Below are 20,924 nucleotides of genomic sequence, written 5' to 3'. Positions count from 1 at the left end.
CCCCGGATCTCCGGCGCCGTCCGCCTCAGAGCGTGGACCTGAGCCACTGCTCCACGCTCGCCACATGCACCGTCGCCCAGGCCCGTGCGGCCTCCGCGTCCCGGTCCCGCAGCGCGGCGAGGATCGCCCGGTGCTCGTGCAGGGTGCGGCTGACGGCGTCCTCCTGCGTCAGACCGCGCCAGACCCGCGCCCGTGTGGTGGGCCCGGACAGGCCGTCGAGCAGGGAACAGAGCACCGAGTTGCCCGAGGACTGGACGATCCCGCGGTGGAAGTCCAGGTCCGCGGCGACCAGTTCCTCCACCGAGGGCTGCCCGCCCAGGGCGTCCAACTGGGAGCTGAGCAGGTCCAGTTGGGTATCGCTGATCCGGCCCGCCGCCATCGCCGTGGCGGCCGGTTCCAGGATCCGGCGCACCGCGAGGAACTCCAGCACCGTGTCGTCGCGGTGGAAGTCCACCACGAAGCTCAGCGCCTCCAGGAGCAACTGCGGGTCCAGGCTGGTGACATAGGTGCCGTCCCCCTGCCGCACATCGAGGATCCGGATCAGCGACAGCGCGCGCACCGCCTCCCGCAGGGAGTTGCGCGACAGCCCCAGCTCCGCGGCGAGTTCGCTCTCCTTGGGCAGCCGGTCGCCGGGACGTAGCGCACCCGAGACGATCATTCCCTTGATCTTCTCGATCGCCTCGTCGGTGACAGCCATGACGGTCCTCCTGGATTCGGACTGGATTCAGACATCCGATGTCTGTCCCCATTATGCGGGTCCGTTCACCCGGAAGAGCAGCCCCCGGCGCATCCGCGCCGCCGGCCCGCGCCGCCGGCCCGCGCCGCCGGCCCGCGCCGCCGGGGCCGTGATGTCGGCCCGCGCTGCCGGCCCGTGGTGCCGGTCCGCAGTGCCGGTCACTCCCAGAGGGAGGACGGCGCCTCGCGGCGTACGACGGGAGCGATCTCCTCGGCGAACCGCTGCAGGGTCTCCAGCTGCTCCGCGTGCTCCAGCCCGAAGCCGTCCACGGTGATCGACTGGAGATCGTGACGGTACACCGCGTGGTAGCCGAGGATCTTGTCGATGATCTGCTGCGGGCTGCCGATCAGCTGGGGCCCGTTCTCGATCGCGTCCTCGATCGTCCGGAACGGCGTGTTGTACCCGGCCCGTCCGGCGAGATGGGGCTTGAAGCTCTGCCGCACCCGCGCCTCGTACAGCTCCTTGTAGCGCGCGACGGCCGCCCGCGGGGTGCCGGCGATCAGCAGCCCGCCCGAGCCCGCCGCCACATGGGCGTCGGCCGGATCGTGCCCGTACGCCTCGAACCGCTCCCGGTAGTGCCCGATCAGCCGGGCGTAGGCCTCGCGCGGCTGGACGGCATTGGCCGTGAACAGCGGATCGCCGTGCTTCGCCGCCAGCTCGGGGGAGTGGAGACTGGTCGCCGAGCCGTGCCAGACGCGGGGCGGCCCAGCGTACGGACGGGGGACCGTCGTCACGTTCTTCAGGGGCGGCCGGAACTCGCCCTCCCAGTCCACCCCTTCCTCCGTCCACAGCCGCCGCAGCAGCTCGTACTTCTCCTTCTGGAGGTCCCACTGCCGGTCCTCGTCGAGCCCGAAGAGGTCGAAGTGCCCTGCCTCCGCGCCCTTGCCGACGACCAGTTCGATCCGCCCCCGGGACAGCTGGTCCAGCGTCGCGAAGTCCTCGGCCACCCGCACCGGGTCGAGGATCGCGACGACCGTGACACCGGTCAGCAGCCTGATGGTGCGGGTGCGGGCCGCCATCGCGCCCAGCACCACGCTCGGGCTCGACGAGAGGAAGGGGCCGGCGTGCCGTTCCCCGATCGAGTACGCGTCGAAACCGAGCCGCTCCGCCGCCGCTCCGGTTTCGATCACCTCCTCGAACCGGTCCGCGGCGGTGGGGAGTTCGCCGGTCAGCGGGTGCAGGGCGTGGCCGATCAGGGAGAGTACGGAGAATTTCATGACATCCACTCTCCCCGCGTCGTATTGCGCGCGTGTGGCGGCGGTATGGCACCTGCCGGGGACGCGCCGCACCTCGGCCGCACGCCTGCCGCACCTCGTCACGGACACGCGGACGGGGGCGCCTCCCCGTATCCGGGAAGCGCCCCCGTCGCACCCCGCCCGGTTCAGCCCCGGTCGGCCAGCATGCCGTCGACCCTGCCGCGGATCCCGTCCGTCGCCAGGCCCCGGATCGTCAGCGTCGTCCGCCGGCGCAGCACGTCGTCCGCGGTCTCGGCCCACTCGTAGTCCCGGGCGTAGGCCACCTGTGCCCAGATCTCCGGTGCGTCCGGGTGGACGCGCTCGGCCAGCGCCGGGTCCTCGTTCGCCATCCGCGCGATGTCGAAGGCCAGCGAGCCGTAGTGGGTGGCCAGGTGCCGGGCGGTGTCGGCCGCCATCCGCGGGCCGGGCGTGCCGCCGTCGATCAGCAGCCGGTGCGCGACCGCGTCGGGGTTGGCTATGCCGGGCAGCGGCAGCTTCCTCGGCAGCCGGGCCATCGGCTCCATGTCCTCCGCCAGCGGGTGCCCCGGCAGCGCGGCGAGCTTGTTCATCACGGTGCGGCCGATGTGGCGGAAGGTCGTCCACTTGCCGCCGGCCACCGACAGCATGCCGCCGCGGCCCTCCGTCACGACCGTCTCCCGCTTGGCCTTGGACGTGTCCCCGGGGCCGCCGGGCAGCACCCGCAGACCCGCGAAGGAGTACGTGATCAGGTCGCGGGACAGCTGCTGGTCCCGGATCGAGAACGCGGCCTCGTCCAGGATCTGCGCCGTGTCCGCCTCGGTCACCGCGACCTCGCCCGGGTCGCCCTCGTACTCCTCGTCGGTCGTACCGAGCAGCAGCATGTCCTCCCACGGCAGGGCGAACGTGATGCGGTACTTGTCGATCGGGGTGGCGAGCGCCGCCTTCCAGGGGCGGGTGCGCTTGAGCACCAGGTGCGCGCCCTTGGACAGACGTATGGAGGGGGCCGCGTCCGGGTTCTCCATCTTCCGCAGGTGGTCCACCCACGGCCCCGTCGCGTTCAGTACGAGCCGGGCGCCGACCCCGAACTCCGTACCGTCCGTACGGTCCTTCAGATCGGCGCCCGTGACCCGGCCCCCGGTGAACCGGAGGCCGGTCACCTCCGCGTGGTTGAGCACGACGGCACCCGCCTGGACGGCCGCGCGGACCGTCATCAGCGCCATGCGGGCGTCGTTCATCTGGTCGTCGCCGTAGACCGCGACGGCCTTCAGATTGTCCGTACGCAGCTCGGGGACGTCGCGCCGCGCCTTCGCCGGGCTGATCACATGGCCGACGCCGTCACCGAACGCGGACAGCGCCGAGTACGCGAACACCCCCGCCCCGAGCTTGGCGGCGCCATGCGGCCCGCCCTTGTACACCGGCAGGTAGAAGGTGAGCGGGTTGGCCAGGTGCGGGGCGACCTCGCGGGAGACCGCCCGCCGTTCGAAATGGTTCTCCGCGACCAGCTTCACCGCGCCGGTCTGCAGATAGCGCAGACCGCCGTGGAGCAGCTTGGAGGAGGCGGAGGAGGTGGCGCCGGCGAAGTCGCCGGCGTCCACCAGCGCCACCCGCAGTCCGGACTGCGCGGCGTGCCAGGCGGTGGAGATGCCCAGGATGCCGCCGCCGATGACCAGGAGGTCGTACGTCGCCCTGGAGAGCTGCTCCCGAGTCTCGGCGCGGCTCGGGAGGGAGCCGGAGGCCGGGTGCGTCCCGAGAGCCGGGACGCATCGCAGGGTGGTCATGGTGATTACTCCTCGACTGTGTCGTCGAGCCAGCCCATGGTCCGCTGCACGGCCTTGAGCCAGCTCTTGTACTCGCGGTCGCGGACATCCGCGTCCATGCGGGGGGTCCACTCCGCGGCCCGGCGCCAGTTGGCACGCAGGGCATCGGTGTCCGGCCAGAAACCGACGGCCAGACCGGCGGCGTAGGCCGCGCCGAGGCAGGTGGTCTCGGCGACCATCGGGCGCACCACGGGCGCGTCCAGGAAGTCGGCGAGCGTCTGCATCAGCAGGTTGTTGGAAGTCATGCCGCCGTCGACCTTGAGCGCGGTCAGTTCGACGCCGGAGTCCTTGGTCATGGCGTCGCTGATCTCGCGGGTCTGCCAGGCGGTGGCTTCGAGCACGGCACGGGCGATGTGCGCCTTGGTGACGTACCGGGTGAGACCGGCGATGACGCCGCGGGCGTCGGGACGCCAGTACGGGGCGAACAGCCCGGAGAACGCGGGCACGAAGTAGGCGCCGCCGTTGTCCTCGACCGAGGAGGCGAGCGTCTCGATCTCGGCCGCGGACTTGATCAGGCCCATCTGGTCGCGCATCCACTGCACCAGCGAACCGGTGACCGCGATGGAGCCCTCCAGGGCGTACACCGGACGCTGGTCGCCGATCTGGTAACCCACGGTCGTCAGCAGGCCGTTGTACGAGTTCACCGGGGTGTGGCCGGTGTTCAGCAGCATGAAGGTGCCGGTGCCGTACGTGGACTTGGCCTCGCCCACGGCGAAGCACGTCTGGCCGAACAGCGCGGCCTGCTGGTCGCCGAGCGCGGAGGCCACCGGGACCCCGTCGAGCACCCCGCCCCTGGCGGAGCCGTACACCTCGGCGGAGGAGCGGATCTCGGGGAGCACGGCGGCGGGGATGCCGATGGAGTGGAGGATCTTCTCGTCCCACGCCATGGTGTGCAGGTTCATCAGGAGGGTCCGTGAGGCGTTGGTGACGTCCGTGACGTGGACGCCGTCGTCGGTGCCGCCGGTCAGATTCCAGATGACCCAGGAGTCCATGGTGCCGAAGAGGATGTCGCCGCGCTCGGCGCGCTCGCGCAGCCCCTCGACGTTGTCGAGCAGCCAGCGGACCTTGGGCCCGGCGAAGTACGAGGCGAGCGGCAGCCCGGTCTCGCGCCGGAAGCGGTCCTGGCCGACGTTGCGGCCGAGCTCCTTGCAGAGCGCGTCGGTGCGGGTGTCCTGCCAGACGAGGGCGTTGTGGACGGGCTCGCCGGTGTGCTTGTCCCAGAGCAGCGTGGTCTCGCGCTGGTTGGTGATGCCGATCGCCTTGACGTCGGCGGAGGTGATGCCCGCCTTGACGATGGCGCCGGCGACGACCTCCTGGACGTTCTCCCAGATCTCGGTCGCGTTGTGCTCGACCCATCCCGGCTTCGGGAAGATCTGCTCGTGCTCCTTCTGGTCGACGGAGACGATCCGGCCGTCCTTGTCGAAGACGATGCAGCGGCTGGAGGTGGTGCCCTGGTCGATGGCCGCGATGAACGGCCCGGTGCCGTGGGTGCCGGTGGTGTGTGCGTCGGTCACGGTGTGCTCCCGGAAGTCTGTGTAGTACGGCTCTGAGGGCTCAGGCGAAGGCGAGCTGGTAGATCCCGCCCGCGAGGGCGCCGCCGATCAGCGGACCCGCCACGGGGATCAGGGCGTAGCTCCAGTCCGAGCCGCCCTTGTTGGGCAGTGGAAGCAGAGCGTGCACGATCCGGGGGCCGAGGTCACGGACCGGGTTGATCGCATACCCGGTCGGGCCGCCGAGCGAGAGACCGAGCCCGACGACGACGAACGCGGTGATCATCGCGCCGAGGACACCCGGACCCTTGGGGTCCTCGGGGGTGAGGCCGGGGATGGTGCTCTGGGTGAGGATCGCGAGGACCAGGACGGTGGTCGCGATGATCTCGGTCGTCATGTTCTGGCCGACGTTGCGGATCTCCGGCGAGGTGAAGAAGACGCCGTGCACCGGGCCCGGGTTCTCCGCCCCGCGCCCGGCGACCTCGGGGTCGTTCAGGTGCAGCTTGAAGTGACCGAAGTACGCGGCCCAGACCAGCACCGCGCCGATCATCGCGCCGAGGAGCTGTCCGGCGAAGTAGACCGGGAGGTCGCTCCACTCGGTGGCGCCCTTGATCGCGAGGCCGACGGTCACCGCCGGGTTGAGGTGGGCGCCGGACATGCCGGCGGAGATGTACGCGCCGGTCAGCACGCCGAAGCCCCACCCGAAGGTGATGGCGAGCCAGCCGGCGTTGAACGCCTTCGAGCGCTTCAGCGTGACAGCGGCACAGACGCCACCGCCCAGCAGGATGAGCACGGCGGTACCGATGGTCTCGCCGATGAAGATGTCGGAGCTGGACACCCGTGACTCCTTTGTCCTTCGTCCAGGGGAGGGCGAATCACCGGGTCCCTCCGGTGATTCGCGCCCCAGATGGGTATCCACGTGGTGTGGTCACGCCACCTGTAAGGGCTTGACCGGCGCTTGGCACTGTCACACCCTAACGTGTAATTCCGTTAAGTGTTCGACAATGCCGACCGGTGAACGGCAGTGTTTCCCCCGAACGAATGACGCGTCAAGGGTGTGTGGCGTACGACTCGGCGCGGAACCCGATCGTTACCGACGGCGCGCGGGCGCCCGCGCGCGTGGACCGCGCACGCGGAGAGGCCCCGGCGCGGGCCGGGGCCTCGGAGGGTGCGATGCGGTTCTGCGGGCGGTGCGGTGGGGGTGCGTGGCCGTACGGGCCCGCGGGGCCGGTCCGCGCGGCCGTCCGGCTCAGAAGCGGCCGGCGCCCAGGTCCCGGGAGACCGCGCGGGCGCAGTCCCGTACCGCCGCGACCAGTTCGGGGCGCAGCTCGCCGTCCGGGCGCACCCGCTCCACGGCGCCGGTGACGGCCACGGCGCCCACCGGCATCCGCCGCCGGTCGTGGATGGGCGCGGCCACGGCGGCCACCCCCTCCCAGGTCTCCTCCGCGTCGGTGCCGTAGCCCCGCGCCCGTACCAGGTCGAGCAGCGACTCGAACTCGTCCGCCGCGGTCACGGTGCGCGCGGTGAAGGACCGCCGTTCCGCCTCCATGGCCTCGCTGTGCGCCACCGGGTCGAACGCGGCGAGCACCTTGCCGAGCGCGGTGGAGTGCAGCGGCTGCATGGCCCCGACCTCCAGCACCTGGCGGCTGTCGTCGGGGCGGAAGACATGGTGGACGATGAGGACGCCGTGCTGGTGCAGGACGCCCAGGTGCACGCTCTCGCCGCTGGAGCGGGCCAGGTCGTCGGTCCAGACCAGGGCGCGCGCCCGCAGCTCGTGGACGTCCAGATAGCTGTTGCCCAGCCGCAGCAGTTCGGCGCCGAGCTGATAGCGCCCGGACGCCGCGTCCTGCTCGACGAAGCCCTCCAGCTGGAGCGTGCGCAGGATGCCGTGCGCGGTGCCCTTGGCCAGCCCCAGGGAGGAGGCGATGTCGGAGAGTCCGAGCCGACGCTCACCGCCCGCCAGCAGACGCAGCATCGCGGCCGCCCGCTCCAGCGACTGGATGTTCTTGGCCATCGCGCCGTACTCCTCCACCTCGGTTCGACAATGCTGAACACTATCGGTCGATGCCGACCTGTGCTCGGCGCCCGGGAAAGTCCGTTCCACCACTTGTCACGTGCTGTCCCCCGCACAGCATGCAGTCCGTCCCATGGACGGACTGACGGGGCGGGGCGCCACCCCGCTAGGCTGGCGAGGTGCGCCTTCCGACAGAAGGTCGCAAAGCCGACAGCCGTCGCATCCCTGGGAGATCATCCATGGCCTCGTTGCCGACATCCGCCGCCGACAGCCGGACCCGAGCCGACGCCCTTCGCGAGGCGCTCGCCACCCGAGTGGTGGTGGCCGACGGCGCCATGGGCACCATGCTCCAGGCGCAGGACCCCACCCTTGAGGACTTCGAGAACCTCGAAGGCTGCAACGAGATTCTGAACGTCACCCGCCCCGACATCGTCCGGTCGGTGCACGAGGAGTACTTCGCGGTCGGAGCGGACTGCGTCGAGACGAACACCTTCGGCGCGAACCTCGCGGCCCTCGGCGAGTACGACATCCCCGAGCGGGTGTACGAACTCTCCGAGTCCGGCGCCCGCATCGCCCGCGAGGTCGCCGACGAGTTCACCGCGTCCACCGGACAGCAGCGCTGGGTGCTGGGCTCCATGGGGCCGGGCACCAAGCTGCCGACCCTGGGCCACGCCCCGTACGACAAGCTCCGCGACGCCTACCAGCGGAACGCCGAAGGCATGATCGCCGGAGGCGCCGACGCCCTCCTGGTGGAGACCACCCAGGACCTGCTCCAGACCAAGGCCTCCGTCATCGGTGCCCGGCGCGCCCTGGAGGCCACCGGCAGCAGCCTCCCGCTGATCTGCTCCGTCACCGTCGAGACCACCGGCACCATGCTGCTCGGCTCCGAGATCGGCGCCGCGCTCACCGCGCTGGAGCCGCTCGGCATCGACATGATCGGCCTGAACTGCGCCACCGGCCCCGCCGAGATGAGCGAGCACCTGCGCTACCTCGCCCGGCACTCCCGGATCCCGCTCTCCTGCATGCCGAACGCGGGTCTGCCGGTGCTCGGCAAGGACGGCGCGCACTACCCGCTGGGCCCCTCCGAGCTCGCGGACGCCCAGGAGACCTTCGTACGCGAATACGGCCTCTCCCTGGTCGGTGGCTGCTGCGGTACGACGCCGGAGCACCTGCGCCAGGTGGTCGAGCGGGTCCGGGGCACGGTCCCCACCATCCGCGAACCGCGCCCGGAGCCCGGTGCCGCCTCGCTCTACCAGAGCGTCCCGTTCCGCCAGGACACCTCGTACCTCGCGATCGGTGAGCGTACGAACGCCAACGGCTCGAAGAAGTTCCGCGAGGCGATGCTGGAAGCCCGCTGGGACGACTGCGTCGAGATGGCCCGCGACCAGATCCGCGAGGGCGCGCACATGCTCGACCTCTGCGTCGACTACGTGGGCCGCGACGGTGTCGCCGACATGCGGGAGCTGGCCGGCCGCTTCGCGACCGCCTCCACCCTCCCGATCGTGCTCGACTCCACCGAGCTGCCCGTCCTGCGCGCCGGACTGGAGAAGCTCGGCGGGCGTGCCGTGCTGAACTCCGTCAACTACGAGGACGGCGACGGCCCCGAGTCCCGCTTCGCGAAGGTCAGCGCGCTGGCCTCCGAGCACGGCGCAGCCCTGATCGCCCTGACCATCGACGAGGAGGGCCAGGCCCGTACCGTCGAGCACAAGGTCGCCATCGCCGAGCGGCTCATCGAGGACCTCACCACCAACTGGGGCATCCATGAGTCGGACATCCTCATCGACACCCTGACCTTCACCATCTGCACCGGTCAGGAGGAGTCCCGGGGCGACGGGATCGCCACCATCGGCGCCATCCGCGAGCTGAAGAAGCGCCACCCCGACGTCCAGACCACGCTGGGCCTGTCGAACATCTCCTTCGGCCTCAACCCGGCCGCCCGCGTCGTGCTGAACTCCGTCTTCCTCGACGAGTGCGTCAAGGCGGGCCTCGACTCCGCGATCGTGCACGCCTCCAAGATCCTTCCGATCGCGCGCCTGGAGGAGGAGCAGGTCAAGGTCGCCCTCGACCTGATCCACGACCGCCGCGCCGAGGGGTACGACCCCCTGCAGAAGCTCATGGAGCTCTTCGAGGGCGTCAACATGAAGTCGATGAAGGCGGGCAAGGCCGAGGAACTCCTCGCCCTGCCGCTGGACGAGCGCCTCCAGCGGCGCATCATCGACGGCGAGAAGAACGGCCTGGAGGCCGACCTCGACGAGGCCCTCCAGGACACGCCCGCCCTCGACATCGTCAACAACACCCTGCTCGAAGGCATGAAGGTCGTCGGCGAGCTCTTCGGCTCCGGCCAGATGCAGCTCCCGTTCGTGCTCCAGTCCGCCGAGGTCATGAAGACCGCGGTGGCCCACCTGGAACCGCACATGGAGAAGACGGACGCCGACGGCAAGGGCACCATCGTGCTGGCCACCGTCCGCGGCGACGTCCACGACATCGGCAAGAACCTCGTCGACATCATCCTGTCCAACAACGGCTACAACGTCGTCAACCTGGGCATCAAGCAGCCCGTCTCCGCGATCCTGGAAGCCGCCGAGGAGCACCGCGCCGACGTCATCGGCATGTCCGGTCTCCTGGTGAAGTCCACCGTGATCATGAAGGAGAACCTCCAGGAGCTGAACCAGCGCAAGCTGGCCGCCGACTACCCGGTGATCCTCGGCGGCGCGGCCCTCACCCGGGCCTATGTCGAGCAGGACCTCCACGAGATCTACGAGGGCGAGGTCCGCTACGCCCGCGACGCCTTCGAGGGTCTGCGGCTGATGGACGCCCTCGTCGCCGTCAAGCGCGGAGTGCCGGGCGCCGTACTGCCCGAGCTGAAGCAGCGCCGGGTGCCCAAGCGCGAGGCAGCCGCCGTCGAGGTGACGGAGCCGGAGGAGGGTGTCCGCTCCGACGTCGCGACCGACAACCCCATCCCCGAGCCGCCCTTCCGGGGCACCCGGGTCGTCAAGGGCATCCAGCTCAAGGAGTACGCCTCCTGGCTGGACGAGGGCGCGCTCTTCAAGGGCCAGTGGGGTCTCAAGCAGGCCCGTACCGGCGACGGACCGACGTACGAGGAACTGGTGGAGACCGAGGGCCGCCCGCACCTGCGCGGCTGGCTCGACAAGCTCCACACCGAGAACATGCTGGAAGCCGCCGTGGTCTACGGCTACTTCCCCTGTGTGTCCAAGGGGGACGACCTGATCCTGCTCCACGAGGACGGCTCCGAGCGCACCCGGTTCTCCTTCCCGCGCCAGCGCCGCGGCCGGCGCCTGTGCCTCGCGGACTTCTTCCGGCCCCAGGAGTCCGGCGAGGTGGACGTCATCGGCCTCCAGGTCGTCACCGTCGGCTCGAAGATCGGCGAGGCCACCGCCGAGCTCTTCGAGGCCAACTCCTACCGCGACTACCTGGAGCTGCACGGCCTGTCCGTACAGCTCGCCGAGGCCCTGGCGGAGTACTGGCACGCCCGGGTCCGCAGCGAGCTGGGCTTCGCCGGGGAGGACCCCGCCGAGGTCGAGGACATGTTCGCGCTGAAGTACCGCGGCGCGCGCTTCTCCCTCGGCTACGGCGCCTGCCCCGACCTGGAGGACCGGGCGAAGATCGCGGAACTGCTGGAGCCGGAGCGGATCGGGGTCAAGCTCTCCGAGGAGTTCCAGCTGCACCCCGAGCAGTCCACCGACGCGATCATCATCCACCACCCGGAGGCGAAGTACTTCAACGCCCGATGAGGCACTGTTCCCCGCCCGGCCGCCCGCCGTTCCCCGCGCGGTGGCCGGACGAGTCGTAGACTGGTCGGTCCAGTGCAGGCCGGTCGCCCTCCCCACCGGGACGGCGGCCGGCCTTCTCGTCCCTACGGAAGGTGTGCCCGGATGACCAGTACGGTTCCCGCGTCCCTGACCCGCACGGCCGAAGGCGCCGCCCTGCAGGCTGTCCTTCTCGACATGGACGGAACCCTCGTCGACACCGAGGGCTTCTGGTGGGATGTGGAGGTGGAGGTCTTCGCCGATCTGGGTCACCGGCTCGACGAGACATGGCGGGACGTGGTCGTCGGCGGGCCGATGACCCGCAGTGCCGGCTACCTCATCGACTCCACCGGAGCCGACATCACGCTCGACGAACTCACCGTGCTGCTCAACGACCGGTTCGAGAAGCGCATCGGTCGAGGTGTCCCGCTGATGCCGGGCGCCGGGCGCCTGCTGGCGGAGCTGGCCGCGTGCGACATGCCGACCGCGCTCGTCTCCGCCTCGCACCGCCGGATCATCGACCGGGTCCTGGACTCCGTCGGCCACCACCACTTCGCACTGACCGTGGCGGGCGACGAGGTCACCCGCACGAAGCCCCACCCCGAGCCCTACCTCACCGCGGCGGCGGGCTTCGGCGCGGACCCCTGGCGCTGTGCGGTCATCGAGGACACCGCCACGGGAGTCGCCGCCGCCGAGGCCGCGGGGTGCCGGGTGGTCGCCGTACCGTCCGTGGCGCCGATCGCTCCGGCGGCCGGACGCGTGGTCGTCGGTTCCCTCGAGGACGTCGATCTCGCGTTCCTCCGGGAGCTGGTCACAGGGCAGCCCTGAGCAGCACCTGGTTCCCCCGCAAGGGCCCGGGCAGCGCGATCCGGTCCGGGAACCCCAGGGCCCCGGACCGGATCGCCGCACAGAGGGATCCCCGCGAGGGCGGCACCGTCACTGGGCGCCGGGGCGCACCAGACCGCTCTCGTACGCGTAGACGGCGGCCTGCACCCGGTCCCGCAGGCTCAGCTTCGTCAGCACATGTCCCACATGCGTCTTGACCGTCGTCTCGCTGACGAACAGATCCGCGGCGATCTCCGCGTTGGACAGGCCGCGCGCCACCAGCTTCAGGACCTCCACCTCGCGCTCCGTCAGCGTGTGCAGGGCGTCCGGAACCGGGTCCTCGCCCGAGGGCAGGTGGTCCGCGTACTTGTCGAGCAGCCGACGTGTGATGCTCGGCGCCAGCATCGCCTCACCGGCCGCGACCACCCGGATGGCCTGAACCAGCTCATTGGCCGGAGCGTCCTTCAGCAGGAAGCCGCTCGCGCCCGCGCGCAGCGCCTCCACCACATACTCGTCGAGGTCGAACGTCGTCAGGACGAGCACCTTCGCCGGACCGTCCCGGCCCGGACCGGTGATCTGACGGGTGGCCTCCACACCGTCCATGCGGGGCATACGGATGTCCATCAGCACCACATCGGGCTGGAGCGCCCGCACCTGGTCGATGGCCTGCAGACCGTCGCCCGCCTCTCCGACCACCGCCAGATCGCCCTCCGCCTCCAGGATCATCCGGAAGCCGGTGCGCAGCAGCGGCTGGTCATCGACCAGTAGGACGCGGATCGCCACGAAAACTCCTTAAGGGCCCTCAAGGGCCACCGGTTGGCCGGCCTCGGCCCGGACCGGTCCCATTCTGCCCTGGCCATCCTCGTCCGACTCCGCCGGGCGTACCGACAGGGGATAGACCGGGGGAGTCCCGCCGAATTCCGGGCAGACCGCTCGGTGGTCGCACCAGCCGCACAGCTTCGTCGGACGCGGCCGCCACTCACCGGTCTCCGTCGCCAGCGAGATCGCGTCCCACAGGGCCAGCAGCTTGCGCTCCACCCGCTCCAGGTCCGCCGTCACCGGGTCGTACGTCAGCACGTCGCCGCTGCCCAGATAGACCAGCTGCAGCCGCCGCGGCACCACACCCTTCAGCCGCCAGATCACCAGGGCGTAGAACTTCATCTGGAAGAGGGCGCCCTCCGCGTACTCCGGGCGCGGGGCCTTTCCCGTCTTGTAGTCCACGATCCGGACCTCGCCGGTCGGCGCCACATCGATCCGGTCGATCACCCCGCGCAGCCGCAGCCCGGACTCCAGCTCCGTCTCGACGAACAGCTCCCGCTCGGCCGGCTCCAGACGCGTCGGGTCCTCCAGCGAGAACCAGCGCTCCACCAGCTGTTCCGCCTCGCCCAGCCAGCGGGCCAGCCGCTCACCCTCCGCGTCCTGCGCGAACAGCTCGGTGAGCTCCGGCCTCGATTCCAGCAGCCGTTCCCACTGCCCGGGAACCAGCGCCCGCGCCCGCGGTGCCGTACGGTCCGCGGCAGGTGCGTCGAAGAGCCGCTCCAGCACCGCATGCACCAGCGTGCCCCGGGTAGCCGCCTCACTGGGCTTCTCCGGCAGCCTGTCGATGACCCGGAAGCGGTACAGCAAGGGACACTGCATGAAATCGCTCGCCCGCGACGGCGACAGTGACGAAGGCGGCTGGGGCTGCCGCGGTACGGAGGTCATGACTCAGACCCTACGGCCCGCCACCGACAGCGAGCGGCATACCATCGACCACAGAGCCTCGCACACTGCATGATCGTGGCAAACGCCACCGACCGGAGGGACCCCGTGGACGAGAGCGGCGACAGCGGGCGGCCGCAGCCCGGCGCAGGGGGAACGGACCCCGGCGCCGCACCCGAGAACGGCAAACCGCGACGCCCCGAGGAACCCGGCGGCGGCCTGCTCATGGGCCGCCCCTTCGGGGTGCCCGTGTACGTCGCCCCCAGCTGGTTCGTCGTGGCCGCCCTCATCACCTGGGTCTTCGGCGGCCAGCTCGACCGGGTCCTGCCCGAGCTCGGCGGTGCCCGCTACCTGGTCGCCCTCTTCTTCGCGATCGCCTTCTACGCCTCCGTGCTCGTCCACGAACTCGCCCACACGGTCGCCGCGCTGCGCTACAAGCTGCCGGTCCGCCGCATCCAGCTGCAGTTCTTCGGCGGTGTCTCCGAGATCGAGAAGGAGTCGGAGACGCCCGGCCGCGAGTTCGTCCTGGCCTTCGTCGGCCCGCTGCTCTCCCTCGTCCTCAGCGGTGTCTTCTACCTCGCGATGCAGTTCGTCGAGCCCGGCACCGTACCCGGCGTCCTGCTCGCCGGACTGATGATCTCCAACCTCATCGTGGCCGCCTTCAACCTGCTCCCCGGTCTCCCGCTCGACGGCGGCCGGATGCTGCGCGCCGTCGTCTGGAAGATCACCGGCAAGCCCATGAGCGGCACCATCGCCGCCGCCTGGGTCGGCAGGGGCCTCGCCGTCACCGTCCTCATCGGTCTGCCGCTCCTCACCCACACCGGGGCCCTCGGCAACGCCACCGACGAGATCGGCGGTGTGGAGACCGTCACGGACGCCCTGCTCGCCGCGATCCTCGCCGGAATCATCTGGACCGGTGCCGGCAACAGCCTGCGCATGGCACGCCTGCGCGAGCACCTCCCCGATCTCCGCGCCCGCAGCCTCACCCGGCGTGCCGTCCCGGTGGAATCGGCCACCCCGCTCTCCGAGGCGCTGCGCCGCGCCAACGAGGCGGGCGCCCGCGCACTCGTCGTCGTCGACGGACAGGGCAACCCCAAGGGCGTCGTCCGGGAGGCGGCCATCGTGGGTGTCCCCGAGCACCGCCGCCCCTGGGTCCCCGTCAGCGGTCTCGCCCAGGACCTCACCGACGGTATGAAGGTCCCCGCCGAACTGGCCGGCGAAGCCCTCCTCGACCGGCTCAAGGCGACCCCGGCCACCGAATACCTGGTGGTCGAGGAGACCGGCGAGATCTACGGAGTCCTCTCCACCGCCGACGTCGAACGGGCATTCGTGGCAGCCATGGCCCGCCCCGGCGCCTGATCCGGCGCCCGATCCGGCGGCGAGGCAGCCGCCCGCCGCCCCGGCAGGCGGTCGGCACCCCCGGAATCACCGGTACGCTGGTCACATGTCTGAACCGACCGGTGCCGCCCGCCGACGTGGGCCCTTCAAGGTCGGGGACCAGGTCCAGCTCACCGACCCCAAGGGACGCCACTACACCTTCACGCTCGAAGCCGGAAAGAATTTCCACACCCACAAGGGTTCTTTCCCGCACGACGAGCTGATCGGTGCTCCCGAGGGCAGTGTTGTCCGAACCACGGGAAACGTCGCCTATCTCGCGCTGCGCCCCCTGCTCCCCGACTTCGTCCTGTCCATGCCCCGCGGCGCCGCCGTGGTCTACCCCAAGGACGCGGGCCAGATCCTGGCCTTCGCCGACATCTTCCCCGGCGCCCGCGTCGTGGAGGCAGGCGTCGGCTCCGGCGCGCTGAGCACCTTCCTGCTGCGCGCCATCGGCGAGCAGGGCATGCTGCACTCCTACGAGCGCCGCGAGGACTTCGCCGAGATCGCCCAGCAGAACGTGGAGCGCTACTTCGGCTCCCCGCACCCCGCCTGGCAGCTCACCGTCGGCGACCTCCAGGACAACCTCTCCGACACCGAGGTCGACCGCGTCGTCCTGGACATGCTCGCGCCCTGGGAGTGCCTGGAGGCCGTCTCCAAGGCGCTCGTGCCCGGCGGCATCCTCTGCGCGTACGTCGCGACCACCACCCAGCTCTCGCGGACCGTCGAGTCCATCCGCGAGATCGGCTGCTTCGCCGAGCCGCAGCCCTGGGAGTCGATGATCCGCAACTGGCACGTCGAGGGCCTGGCCGTCCGGCCCGACCACCGGATGATCGGCCACACCGGCTTCCTGGTCACCGCCCGCCGCCTCGCGGACGGCGTCGAGGCGCCGCTGCGCCGCCGCCGCCCGTCCAAGGGCGCCTACGGCGACGACTACGACGGACCCGGCAGCCAGAGCGGTTCCGCCGCCCGCGGCTGACCCCGCACAACGCACCGGCGCCGCCGCGCAGTTCCCGGGGACGAACCGGGACCTGCGCGGCGGCGCCTTTTCGTTGTCCCGGGGGACGGCCGTCCCCCGGGGCTTCCCCCGGGGGGAAGCCGGAGTCCACCCCGCCGTTCCCCCGCGGTGTGAGGTATGGCACGATGCTGGCCTCCCCTCACCCCTCACCCCCACCGTTCCGACACCGTCCGGCACCGCCTTCCGGCTCCACAGGAATCACAGGAGACATACCGCGTGCAGACCTCCGCGCTCCCGGACCTCGCGCACACCGGCACCAAGCCGGTGCACTGGCTCGCCACGGCGGCGGCCATGGCCGCCGTCGTCGCCGGAGCGGGTCTGCTCCAGCCGGACTCCGCCACCGCGACCGCCTCGGCCTCCGAGCACCGCACCGCCGCGCGGCACGGCACCGCGCCCGCCAAGGCCCCCGATCCGGCGGCGGTGACCTTTCCGCTCGACTGCGGCACCGTGGGGAGCGTCGTGGCCCGGCAGGCGCCCGGAGACCTCGACGGCGACGGCAGGCCGGAGACGGTGGCGGTCGTCCACTGCGCCGCGGGCTCCGGCACCCCGCCCAGCGGTGTCTACGTCCTGACACAGGGGAACGGGGCCGCACCCCGGGTCGTGGCGACCCTGGTGGACCCCGCTCAGAAGATGACGGTCGGTGATTTCGCCGTCCATGGAGGCGTCGTCTCGGCGACCCTGCTCAGCTACTCCTCGGCCGATGTCCCGCGTTGCTGCCCGGACCGGCAGGAGAAGGCCGCCTGGCAGTGGAAGGGCGGCGCCTTCGTCCGTTCCGCGGGCGATCTCACCCGGAGCGCCTGAGCGGTTACGCCGCGTCCGGCCCGTACACCTCGACGCTGTCCGAAACCCGACGGACGTGAATGCAGTCGCCGGGGCACTCCTTGGCCGAGTCCACGACGTCCTGGAGAAGCGGCAGCGGCACCGGCGTTGTGGCGCCCTTGTCCTGCAACAGCTCGTCGTCGCCGCTCTTCACGTACGCCAGGCCGTCGATGTCCAGCTCGAAGACCTCCGGCGCGTACTGCACACAGATGCCGTCGCCCGTGCAGAGGTCCTGGTCGATCCAGACCTCCAGGTTCTGCGTGCCACTGTCGTCCGACGCGTCCTGCTGCACGGTCATGTGTCCTGCCGTTCCCTGCGTATCTGAACCAATTGGAGCCAGCCCTGACGGGTGTTGAACGCTTCGACGATACAACCGGCCGCTTTCCGATGTTGAAGGGTGGGTATTCCCTTGTCGTGAGGGAGAGCGCAAGGGTGAAGATCGGACACGTCCCGGAGTCTTTGTGATCTAGGGGTTTCAATCATCACCCACCCAGGTAGGGTCAGGAAGCGTCCAGCTCCCCATGGAGGAGGTGAGGACCGTGGCAGCCCACGACGACGACATCAACCGCGGCATCCGGCCCGGGCGGGGGTCTGATGACCCAGCCGGCCAGGTTGCCTATCTCGAGCAGGAAATCGCCGTCCTGCGACGTAAGCTCGCCGACTCTCCGCGTCATACGAGGATTCTCGAAGAGCGGATCGTCGAGTTGCAGACGAACCTGGCAGGCGTTTCCGCACAGAACGAGCGGCTCGCCAGTACGCTCCGCGAGGCCCGCGACCAGATCGTGGCCCTCAAGGAGGAAGTCGACCGGCTCGCACAGCCGCCGGCCGGCTTCGGAGTCTTCCTGCAAGCGAACGAGGACGGTACGTGCGACATCTTCACCGGGGGCCGCAAGCTCCGGGTGAATGTCAGCCCCAGCGTCGAGCTCGAGGACCTCCGGCGCGGCCAGGAGGTCATGCTCAACGAAGCGCTCAACGTGGTCGAGGCCATGGCGTACGAGAGCGCGGGGGACATCGTCACCCTCAAGGAGATCCTTGAGGACGGCGAACGGGCCCTGGTGGTCGGGCACACCGACGAGGAGCGGGTGGTGCGGCTCGCCGAGCCGTTGCTGGACATCACCATCCGCCCCGGCGACGCCCTGCTGCTGGAGCCGAGGTCCGGCTACGTCTACGAGGTGGTCCCCAAGAGCGAGGTCGAGGAGCTCGTTCTCGAAGAGGTCCCGGACATCGACTACGACAAGATCGGCGGACTGGGCGACCAGATCGAGCTGATCCGCGACGCGGTCGAGCTTCCGTACCTCCACCCCGACCTCTTCCGGGAGCACGAACTGCGGCCACCGAAGGGCATCCTGCTCTACGGTCCGCCCGGCTGCGGCAAGACCCTCATTGCCAAGGCGGTCGCCAACTCGCTGGCCAAGAAGGTCGCCGAGGTCACCGGACAGCCCGCGGGGAAGAGCTACTTCCTCAATATCAAGGGCCCCGAGCTCCTCAACAAGTACGTCGGCGAGACCGAGCGGCACATCCGCCTCGTCTTCCAGCGTGCCCGGGAGAAGGCGAGCGAGGGCACGCCCGTCATCGTCTTCTTCGACGAGATGGAATCCCTCTTCCGCACCCGCGGCAGCGGCGTCAGCTCGGACGTGGAGAACACCATCGTCCCCCAGCTGCTCGCCGAGATCGACGGGGTGGAAGGCCTGGAGAACGTCATCGTCATCGGCGCCTCCAACCGCGAGGACATGATCGACCCCGCCATCCTGCGGCCGGGACGTCTCGATGTGAAGATCAAGATCGAGCGCCCGGACGCCGAGGCCGCGAAGGACATCTTCGCGAAGTACCTGACCCCGTCCCTCCCGCTGCACGCCGACGATCTGGCCGAGCACTCCGGCTCCAAGCCGGCCGCCGCCCACGCCATGATCCAGTCCGTCGTGGAACGGATGTACACGGAGTCCGAGGAGAACCGCTTCCTCGAGGTCACTTACGCCAACGGCGACAAGGAAGTCCTGTACTTCAAGGACTTCAACTCCGGCGCGATGATTCAGAACATCGTCGACCGGGCAAAGAAGATGGCCATCAAGGCATTCCTCGAACAGCGGCAGAAGGGCCTTCGCGTCTCCCATCTCCTCCAGGCATGCGTGGATGAGTTCAAGGAGAACGAGGACCTTCCGAACACCACCAACCCGGACGACTGGGCCAGGATTTCCGGTAAGAAGGGTGAGCGGATCGTCTTCATCCGCACACTCGTCACCGGAAAGCAGGGCGCGGACACCGGCCGTTCCATCGACACGGTGGCGAACACCGGGCAGTACCTGTAAAAAGCGGTCCGGCTGCGGATGCCCGAACGGGGCGTCCGCAGCCGGTTGCTTTCCGACACGTCGGCCCGGCCGGAACAATGACGTAATTGATCTCCCCACCGGCGCAGAGGCACTCTAGGCTCTGCGGTACCGCCGAGACGCGCAGTGCGGGGACGGGCACCGCATCACGCACACCGGACAAGCAGCGGTACTTGAGCGTCGTCCCGGAGGGGAACGGCGCCGGGCAAGGAGGGCCGCATGACCGTACGGCGAGTAATGGGCATCGAGACGGAGTACGGAATCTCCGTCCCCGGCCACCCCAACGCCAATGCCATGCTCACCTCGTCCCAGATCGTCAACGCCTACGCGGCGGCGATGCACCGGGCGCGGCGCGCCCGCTGGGACTTCGAGGAGGAGAATCCGCTGCGCGACGCGCGAGGCTTCGACCTCGCCCGGGAAACCGCCGACTCCAGCCAGCTCACCGACGAGGACATCGGCCTCGCCAATGTGATCCTCACCAACGGTGCCCGGCTGTACGTCGACCACGCGCACCCCGAATACAGCTCACCCGAGATCACCAATCCGCGCGACGCGGTCCTGTGGGACAAGGCCGGCGAGCGCATCATGGCCGAGGCCGCCGAACGGGCCGCGGCGATCCCCGGTGCCCAGCCGATCCACCTCTACAAGAACAACACCGACAACAAGGGCGCCTCCTACGGCACGCACGAGAACTACCTGATGCACCGGGAGACCCCGTTCTCGGACATCGTGCGCCATCTGACCCCGTTCTTCGTCTCCCGGCAGGTCGTCACCGGCGCGGGCCGGGTCGGCATCGGCCAGGACGGCCAGGAACACGGCTTCCAGCTCAGCCAGCGGTCGGACTACTTCGAGGTCGAGGTGGGGCTGGAGACCACACTCAAGCGCCCCATCATCAACACCCGGGACGAGCCGCACTCGGACGCGGAGAAGTACCGCCGCCTCCATGTGATCATCGGTGACGCGAACCTCTCGGAGATCTCGACCTATCTGAAGCTCGGCACCACGGCCCTGGTCCTGTCCATGATCGAGGACGGCTTCATCAACGTCGACCTCGCTGTCGACCAGCCCGTACGCACCCTGCACCAGGTCTCGCACGACCCGTCCCTGAAGCAGCTGATCACGCTCCGCAGCGGCCGGACACTCACCGCTGTCCAGCTGCAGATGGAGTACTTCGAACTGGGCCGCAAGTACGTCGAGGAGCGCTACGGCGCCGACGCCGACGAACAGACCAAGGACATCCTGCTCCGCTGGGAGGACACCCTCAACCGGCTGGAGAACGACCCGATGAGCCTGGCCGGGGAGCTGGACTGGGTCGCGAAGCGGGAGCTGATGGAGGGCTACCGCCGCCGCGACAGCCTGGAGTGGGACGCTCCCCGTCTGCATCTGGTGGATCTCCAGTACGCCGACGTAAGGGCGGAGAAGGGGCTGTACAACCGTCTGGTGGCCCGCGGCAGGATGAAGCGGCTGCTGGACGAGAACGAGGTCGCCAGGGCGCGCACGAAGCCCCCCGAGGACACCAGGGCCTATTTCCGCGGCCGGTGCCTGGAGCAGTACGCGGACGATGTCGCCGCGGCCTCCTGGGACTCGGTCATCTTCGATCTGCCGGACCGTGACTCGCTGCAACGGGTTCCCACGATGGAGCCGCTGCGCGGGACGCGGGAGCACGTCAAGGAGCTCCTGGACCGCTGCCGCACGGCGGAAGAGCTGGTCCGGGTGCTGTCGGGCGGCTGAAAGCTCTCCCGGCTGGGAATCATTCAGATGACCTCCGGACGTTGAGACAAGTACCGGGCCAATGTCGGACCCCATGGGTAGGGTCTGATCAAGT

General features: G+C 70.0%; 16 protein-coding genes. 7 read left to right on the top strand and 9 right to left on the bottom strand.

From position 1 onward, the window contains the following. Positions 1 to 25: 25 nt before the first annotated feature. The 6 genes from OHA98_RS27160 to OHA98_RS27135 all read right to left on the bottom strand — a co-directional run bounded on the left by OHA98_RS27160 (position 26) and on the right by OHA98_RS27135 (position 7,271). A complete protein-coding gene (locus OHA98_RS27160; RefSeq protein ID WP_266929354.1) occupies positions 26 to 697 on the bottom strand; it encodes a FadR/GntR family transcriptional regulator in 672 nt (223 codons plus the stop codon). Positions 698 to 894: 197 nt separating this feature from the next. Continuing rightward, positions 895 to 1,953 (bottom strand): LLM class flavin-dependent oxidoreductase, encoded by a 1,059-nt coding sequence (locus tag OHA98_RS27155; protein ID WP_266929353.1) that lies wholly within the window; start codon positions 1,951 to 1,953, stop codon positions 895 to 897. Between the two features lie 164 nt (positions 1,954 to 2,117). Next, a complete protein-coding gene (locus OHA98_RS27150) occupies positions 2,118 to 3,728 on the bottom strand; it encodes a glycerol-3-phosphate dehydrogenase/oxidase (protein WP_266929352.1) in 1,611 nt (536 codons plus the stop codon). A gap of 5 nt (positions 3,729 to 3,733) precedes the next feature. Next, positions 3,734 to 5,281: a glycerol kinase GlpK gene (gene glpK / locus OHA98_RS27145; protein WP_266929351.1), complete on the bottom strand. Its 1,548-nt coding sequence runs from the start codon at positions 5,279 to 5,281 to the stop codon at positions 3,734 to 3,736. 40 nt (positions 5,282 to 5,321) lie between these two features. Next, the gene (locus OHA98_RS27140) at positions 5,322 to 6,095 is read right to left on the bottom strand and encodes an MIP/aquaporin family protein (RefSeq protein WP_266929350.1); all 774 of its coding nucleotides are present in this window, start codon (positions 6,093 to 6,095) and stop codon (positions 5,322 to 5,324) included. 411 nt (positions 6,096 to 6,506) lie between these two features. Then, on the bottom strand, positions 6,507 to 7,271 hold the full coding sequence (locus tag OHA98_RS27135) for an IclR family transcriptional regulator (protein WP_266929349.1): 765 nt from the start codon (positions 7,269 to 7,271) through the stop codon (positions 6,507 to 6,509). Between the two features lie 239 nt (positions 7,272 to 7,510). On the opposite strand from OHA98_RS27135, the gene metH reads away from it, so the two are divergent. Further along, a complete protein-coding gene (metH, locus tag OHA98_RS27130; protein WP_266929348.1) occupies positions 7,511 to 11,023 on the top strand; it encodes a methionine synthase in 3,513 nt (1,170 codons plus the stop codon). Between the two features lie 141 nt (positions 11,024 to 11,164). Beyond that, positions 11,165 to 11,866, top strand: a complete 702-nt coding sequence (locus OHA98_RS27125; protein ID WP_266929347.1) for an HAD family phosphatase — start codon at positions 11,165 to 11,167, stop codon at positions 11,864 to 11,866. Between the two features lie 108 nt (positions 11,867 to 11,974). Here the strand turns inward: OHA98_RS27125 and OHA98_RS27120 are convergent, their stop codons facing one another. Next, positions 11,975 to 12,646, bottom strand: coding sequence for a response regulator transcription factor (locus OHA98_RS27120; RefSeq protein ID WP_073729189.1), 672 nt, complete (start codon positions 12,644 to 12,646; stop codon positions 11,975 to 11,977). 9 nt (positions 12,647 to 12,655) lie between these two features. Beyond that, positions 12,656 to 13,501 (bottom strand): PD-(D/E)XK nuclease family protein, encoded by an 846-nt coding sequence (locus OHA98_RS27115; protein ID WP_266930931.1) that lies wholly within the window; start codon positions 13,499 to 13,501, stop codon positions 12,656 to 12,658. 171 nt (positions 13,502 to 13,672) lie between these two features. Here OHA98_RS27115 and OHA98_RS27110 point away from each other — a divergent pair, with 171 nt between their 5' ends. The 3 genes from OHA98_RS27110 to OHA98_RS27100 all read left to right on the top strand — a co-directional run bounded on the left by OHA98_RS27110 (position 13,673) and on the right by OHA98_RS27100 (position 16,757). Then, positions 13,673 to 14,923: a site-2 protease family protein gene (locus tag OHA98_RS27110; RefSeq protein WP_266930930.1), complete on the top strand. Its 1,251-nt coding sequence runs from the start codon at positions 13,673 to 13,675 to the stop codon at positions 14,921 to 14,923. Between the two features lie 85 nt (positions 14,924 to 15,008). Continuing rightward, positions 15,009 to 15,917 (top strand): tRNA (adenine-N1)-methyltransferase, encoded by a 909-nt coding sequence (locus OHA98_RS27105; RefSeq protein ID WP_266929346.1) that lies wholly within the window; start codon positions 15,009 to 15,011, stop codon positions 15,915 to 15,917. Positions 15,918 to 16,172: 255 nt separating this feature from the next. Further along, on the top strand, positions 16,173 to 16,757 hold the full coding sequence (locus tag OHA98_RS27100) for a hypothetical protein (RefSeq protein ID WP_266929345.1): 585 nt from the start codon (positions 16,173 to 16,175) through the stop codon (positions 16,755 to 16,757). A 4-nt stretch (positions 16,758 to 16,761) separates the two neighbouring features. Here OHA98_RS27100 and OHA98_RS27095 read toward each other — a convergent pair whose 3' ends face one another. Next, a complete protein-coding gene (locus OHA98_RS27095; protein WP_266929344.1) occupies positions 16,762 to 17,073 on the bottom strand; it encodes a ferredoxin in 312 nt (103 codons plus the stop codon). Between the two features lie 241 nt (positions 17,074 to 17,314). Between OHA98_RS27095 and arc the strand changes: the two genes are divergently transcribed. Both arc and dop read left to right on the top strand, forming a co-directional pair. Further along, complete coding sequence (arc, locus tag OHA98_RS27090) at positions 17,315 to 19,081, top strand: proteasome ATPase (protein WP_266929343.1); 1,767 nt, start codon at positions 17,315 to 17,317, stop codon at positions 19,079 to 19,081. Between the two features lie 237 nt (positions 19,082 to 19,318). Further along, entirely contained in the window at positions 19,319 to 20,830 is a 1,512-nt protein-coding gene (dop, locus tag OHA98_RS27085) for a depupylase/deamidase Dop (RefSeq protein ID WP_266929342.1), read from the top strand. The last annotated feature ends 94 nt before the right edge of the window (positions 20,831 to 20,924 follow it).

This window comes from Streptomyces sp. NBC_00654 (assembly GCF_026341775.1).
GTDB lineage: Bacteria > Actinomycetota > Actinomycetes > Streptomycetales > Streptomycetaceae > Streptomyces.
This window is presented reverse-complemented; position numbering and strand designations above follow the sequence as displayed.

Coding starts and splice junctions, on each gene's coding strand:
- OHA98_RS27095 (WP_266929344.1), bottom strand. CDS start 17,073: ATGACCGTGCAGCAGGACGCGTCGGACGACAGTGGCACGCAGAACCTG.
- OHA98_RS27135 (WP_266929349.1), bottom strand. CDS start 7,271: ATGGCCAAGAACATCCAGTCGCTGGAGCGGGCGGCCGCGATGCTGCGT.
- OHA98_RS27155 (WP_266929353.1), bottom strand. CDS start 1,953: ATGAAATTCTCCGTACTCTCCCTGATCGGCCACGCCCTGCACCCGCTG.
- OHA98_RS27160 (WP_266929354.1), bottom strand. CDS start 697: ATGGCTGTCACCGACGAGGCGATCGAGAAGATCAAGGGAATGATCGTC.
- OHA98_RS27150 (WP_266929352.1), bottom strand. CDS start 3,728: ATGACCACCCTGCGATGCGTCCCGGCTCTCGGGACGCACCCGGCCTCC.
- OHA98_RS27115 (WP_266930931.1), bottom strand. CDS start 13,501: ATGCAGTGTCCCTTGCTGTACCGCTTCCGGGTCATCGACAGGCTGCCG.
- dop (WP_266929342.1), top strand. CDS start 19,319: ATGACCGTACGGCGAGTAATGGGCATCGAGACGGAGTACGGAATCTCC.
- metH (WP_266929348.1), top strand. CDS start 7,511: ATGGCCTCGTTGCCGACATCCGCCGCCGACAGCCGGACCCGAGCCGAC.
- OHA98_RS27105 (WP_266929346.1), top strand. CDS start 15,009: ATGTCTGAACCGACCGGTGCCGCCCGCCGACGTGGGCCCTTCAAGGTC.
- OHA98_RS27125 (WP_266929347.1), top strand. CDS start 11,165: ATGACCAGTACGGTTCCCGCGTCCCTGACCCGCACGGCCGAAGGCGCC.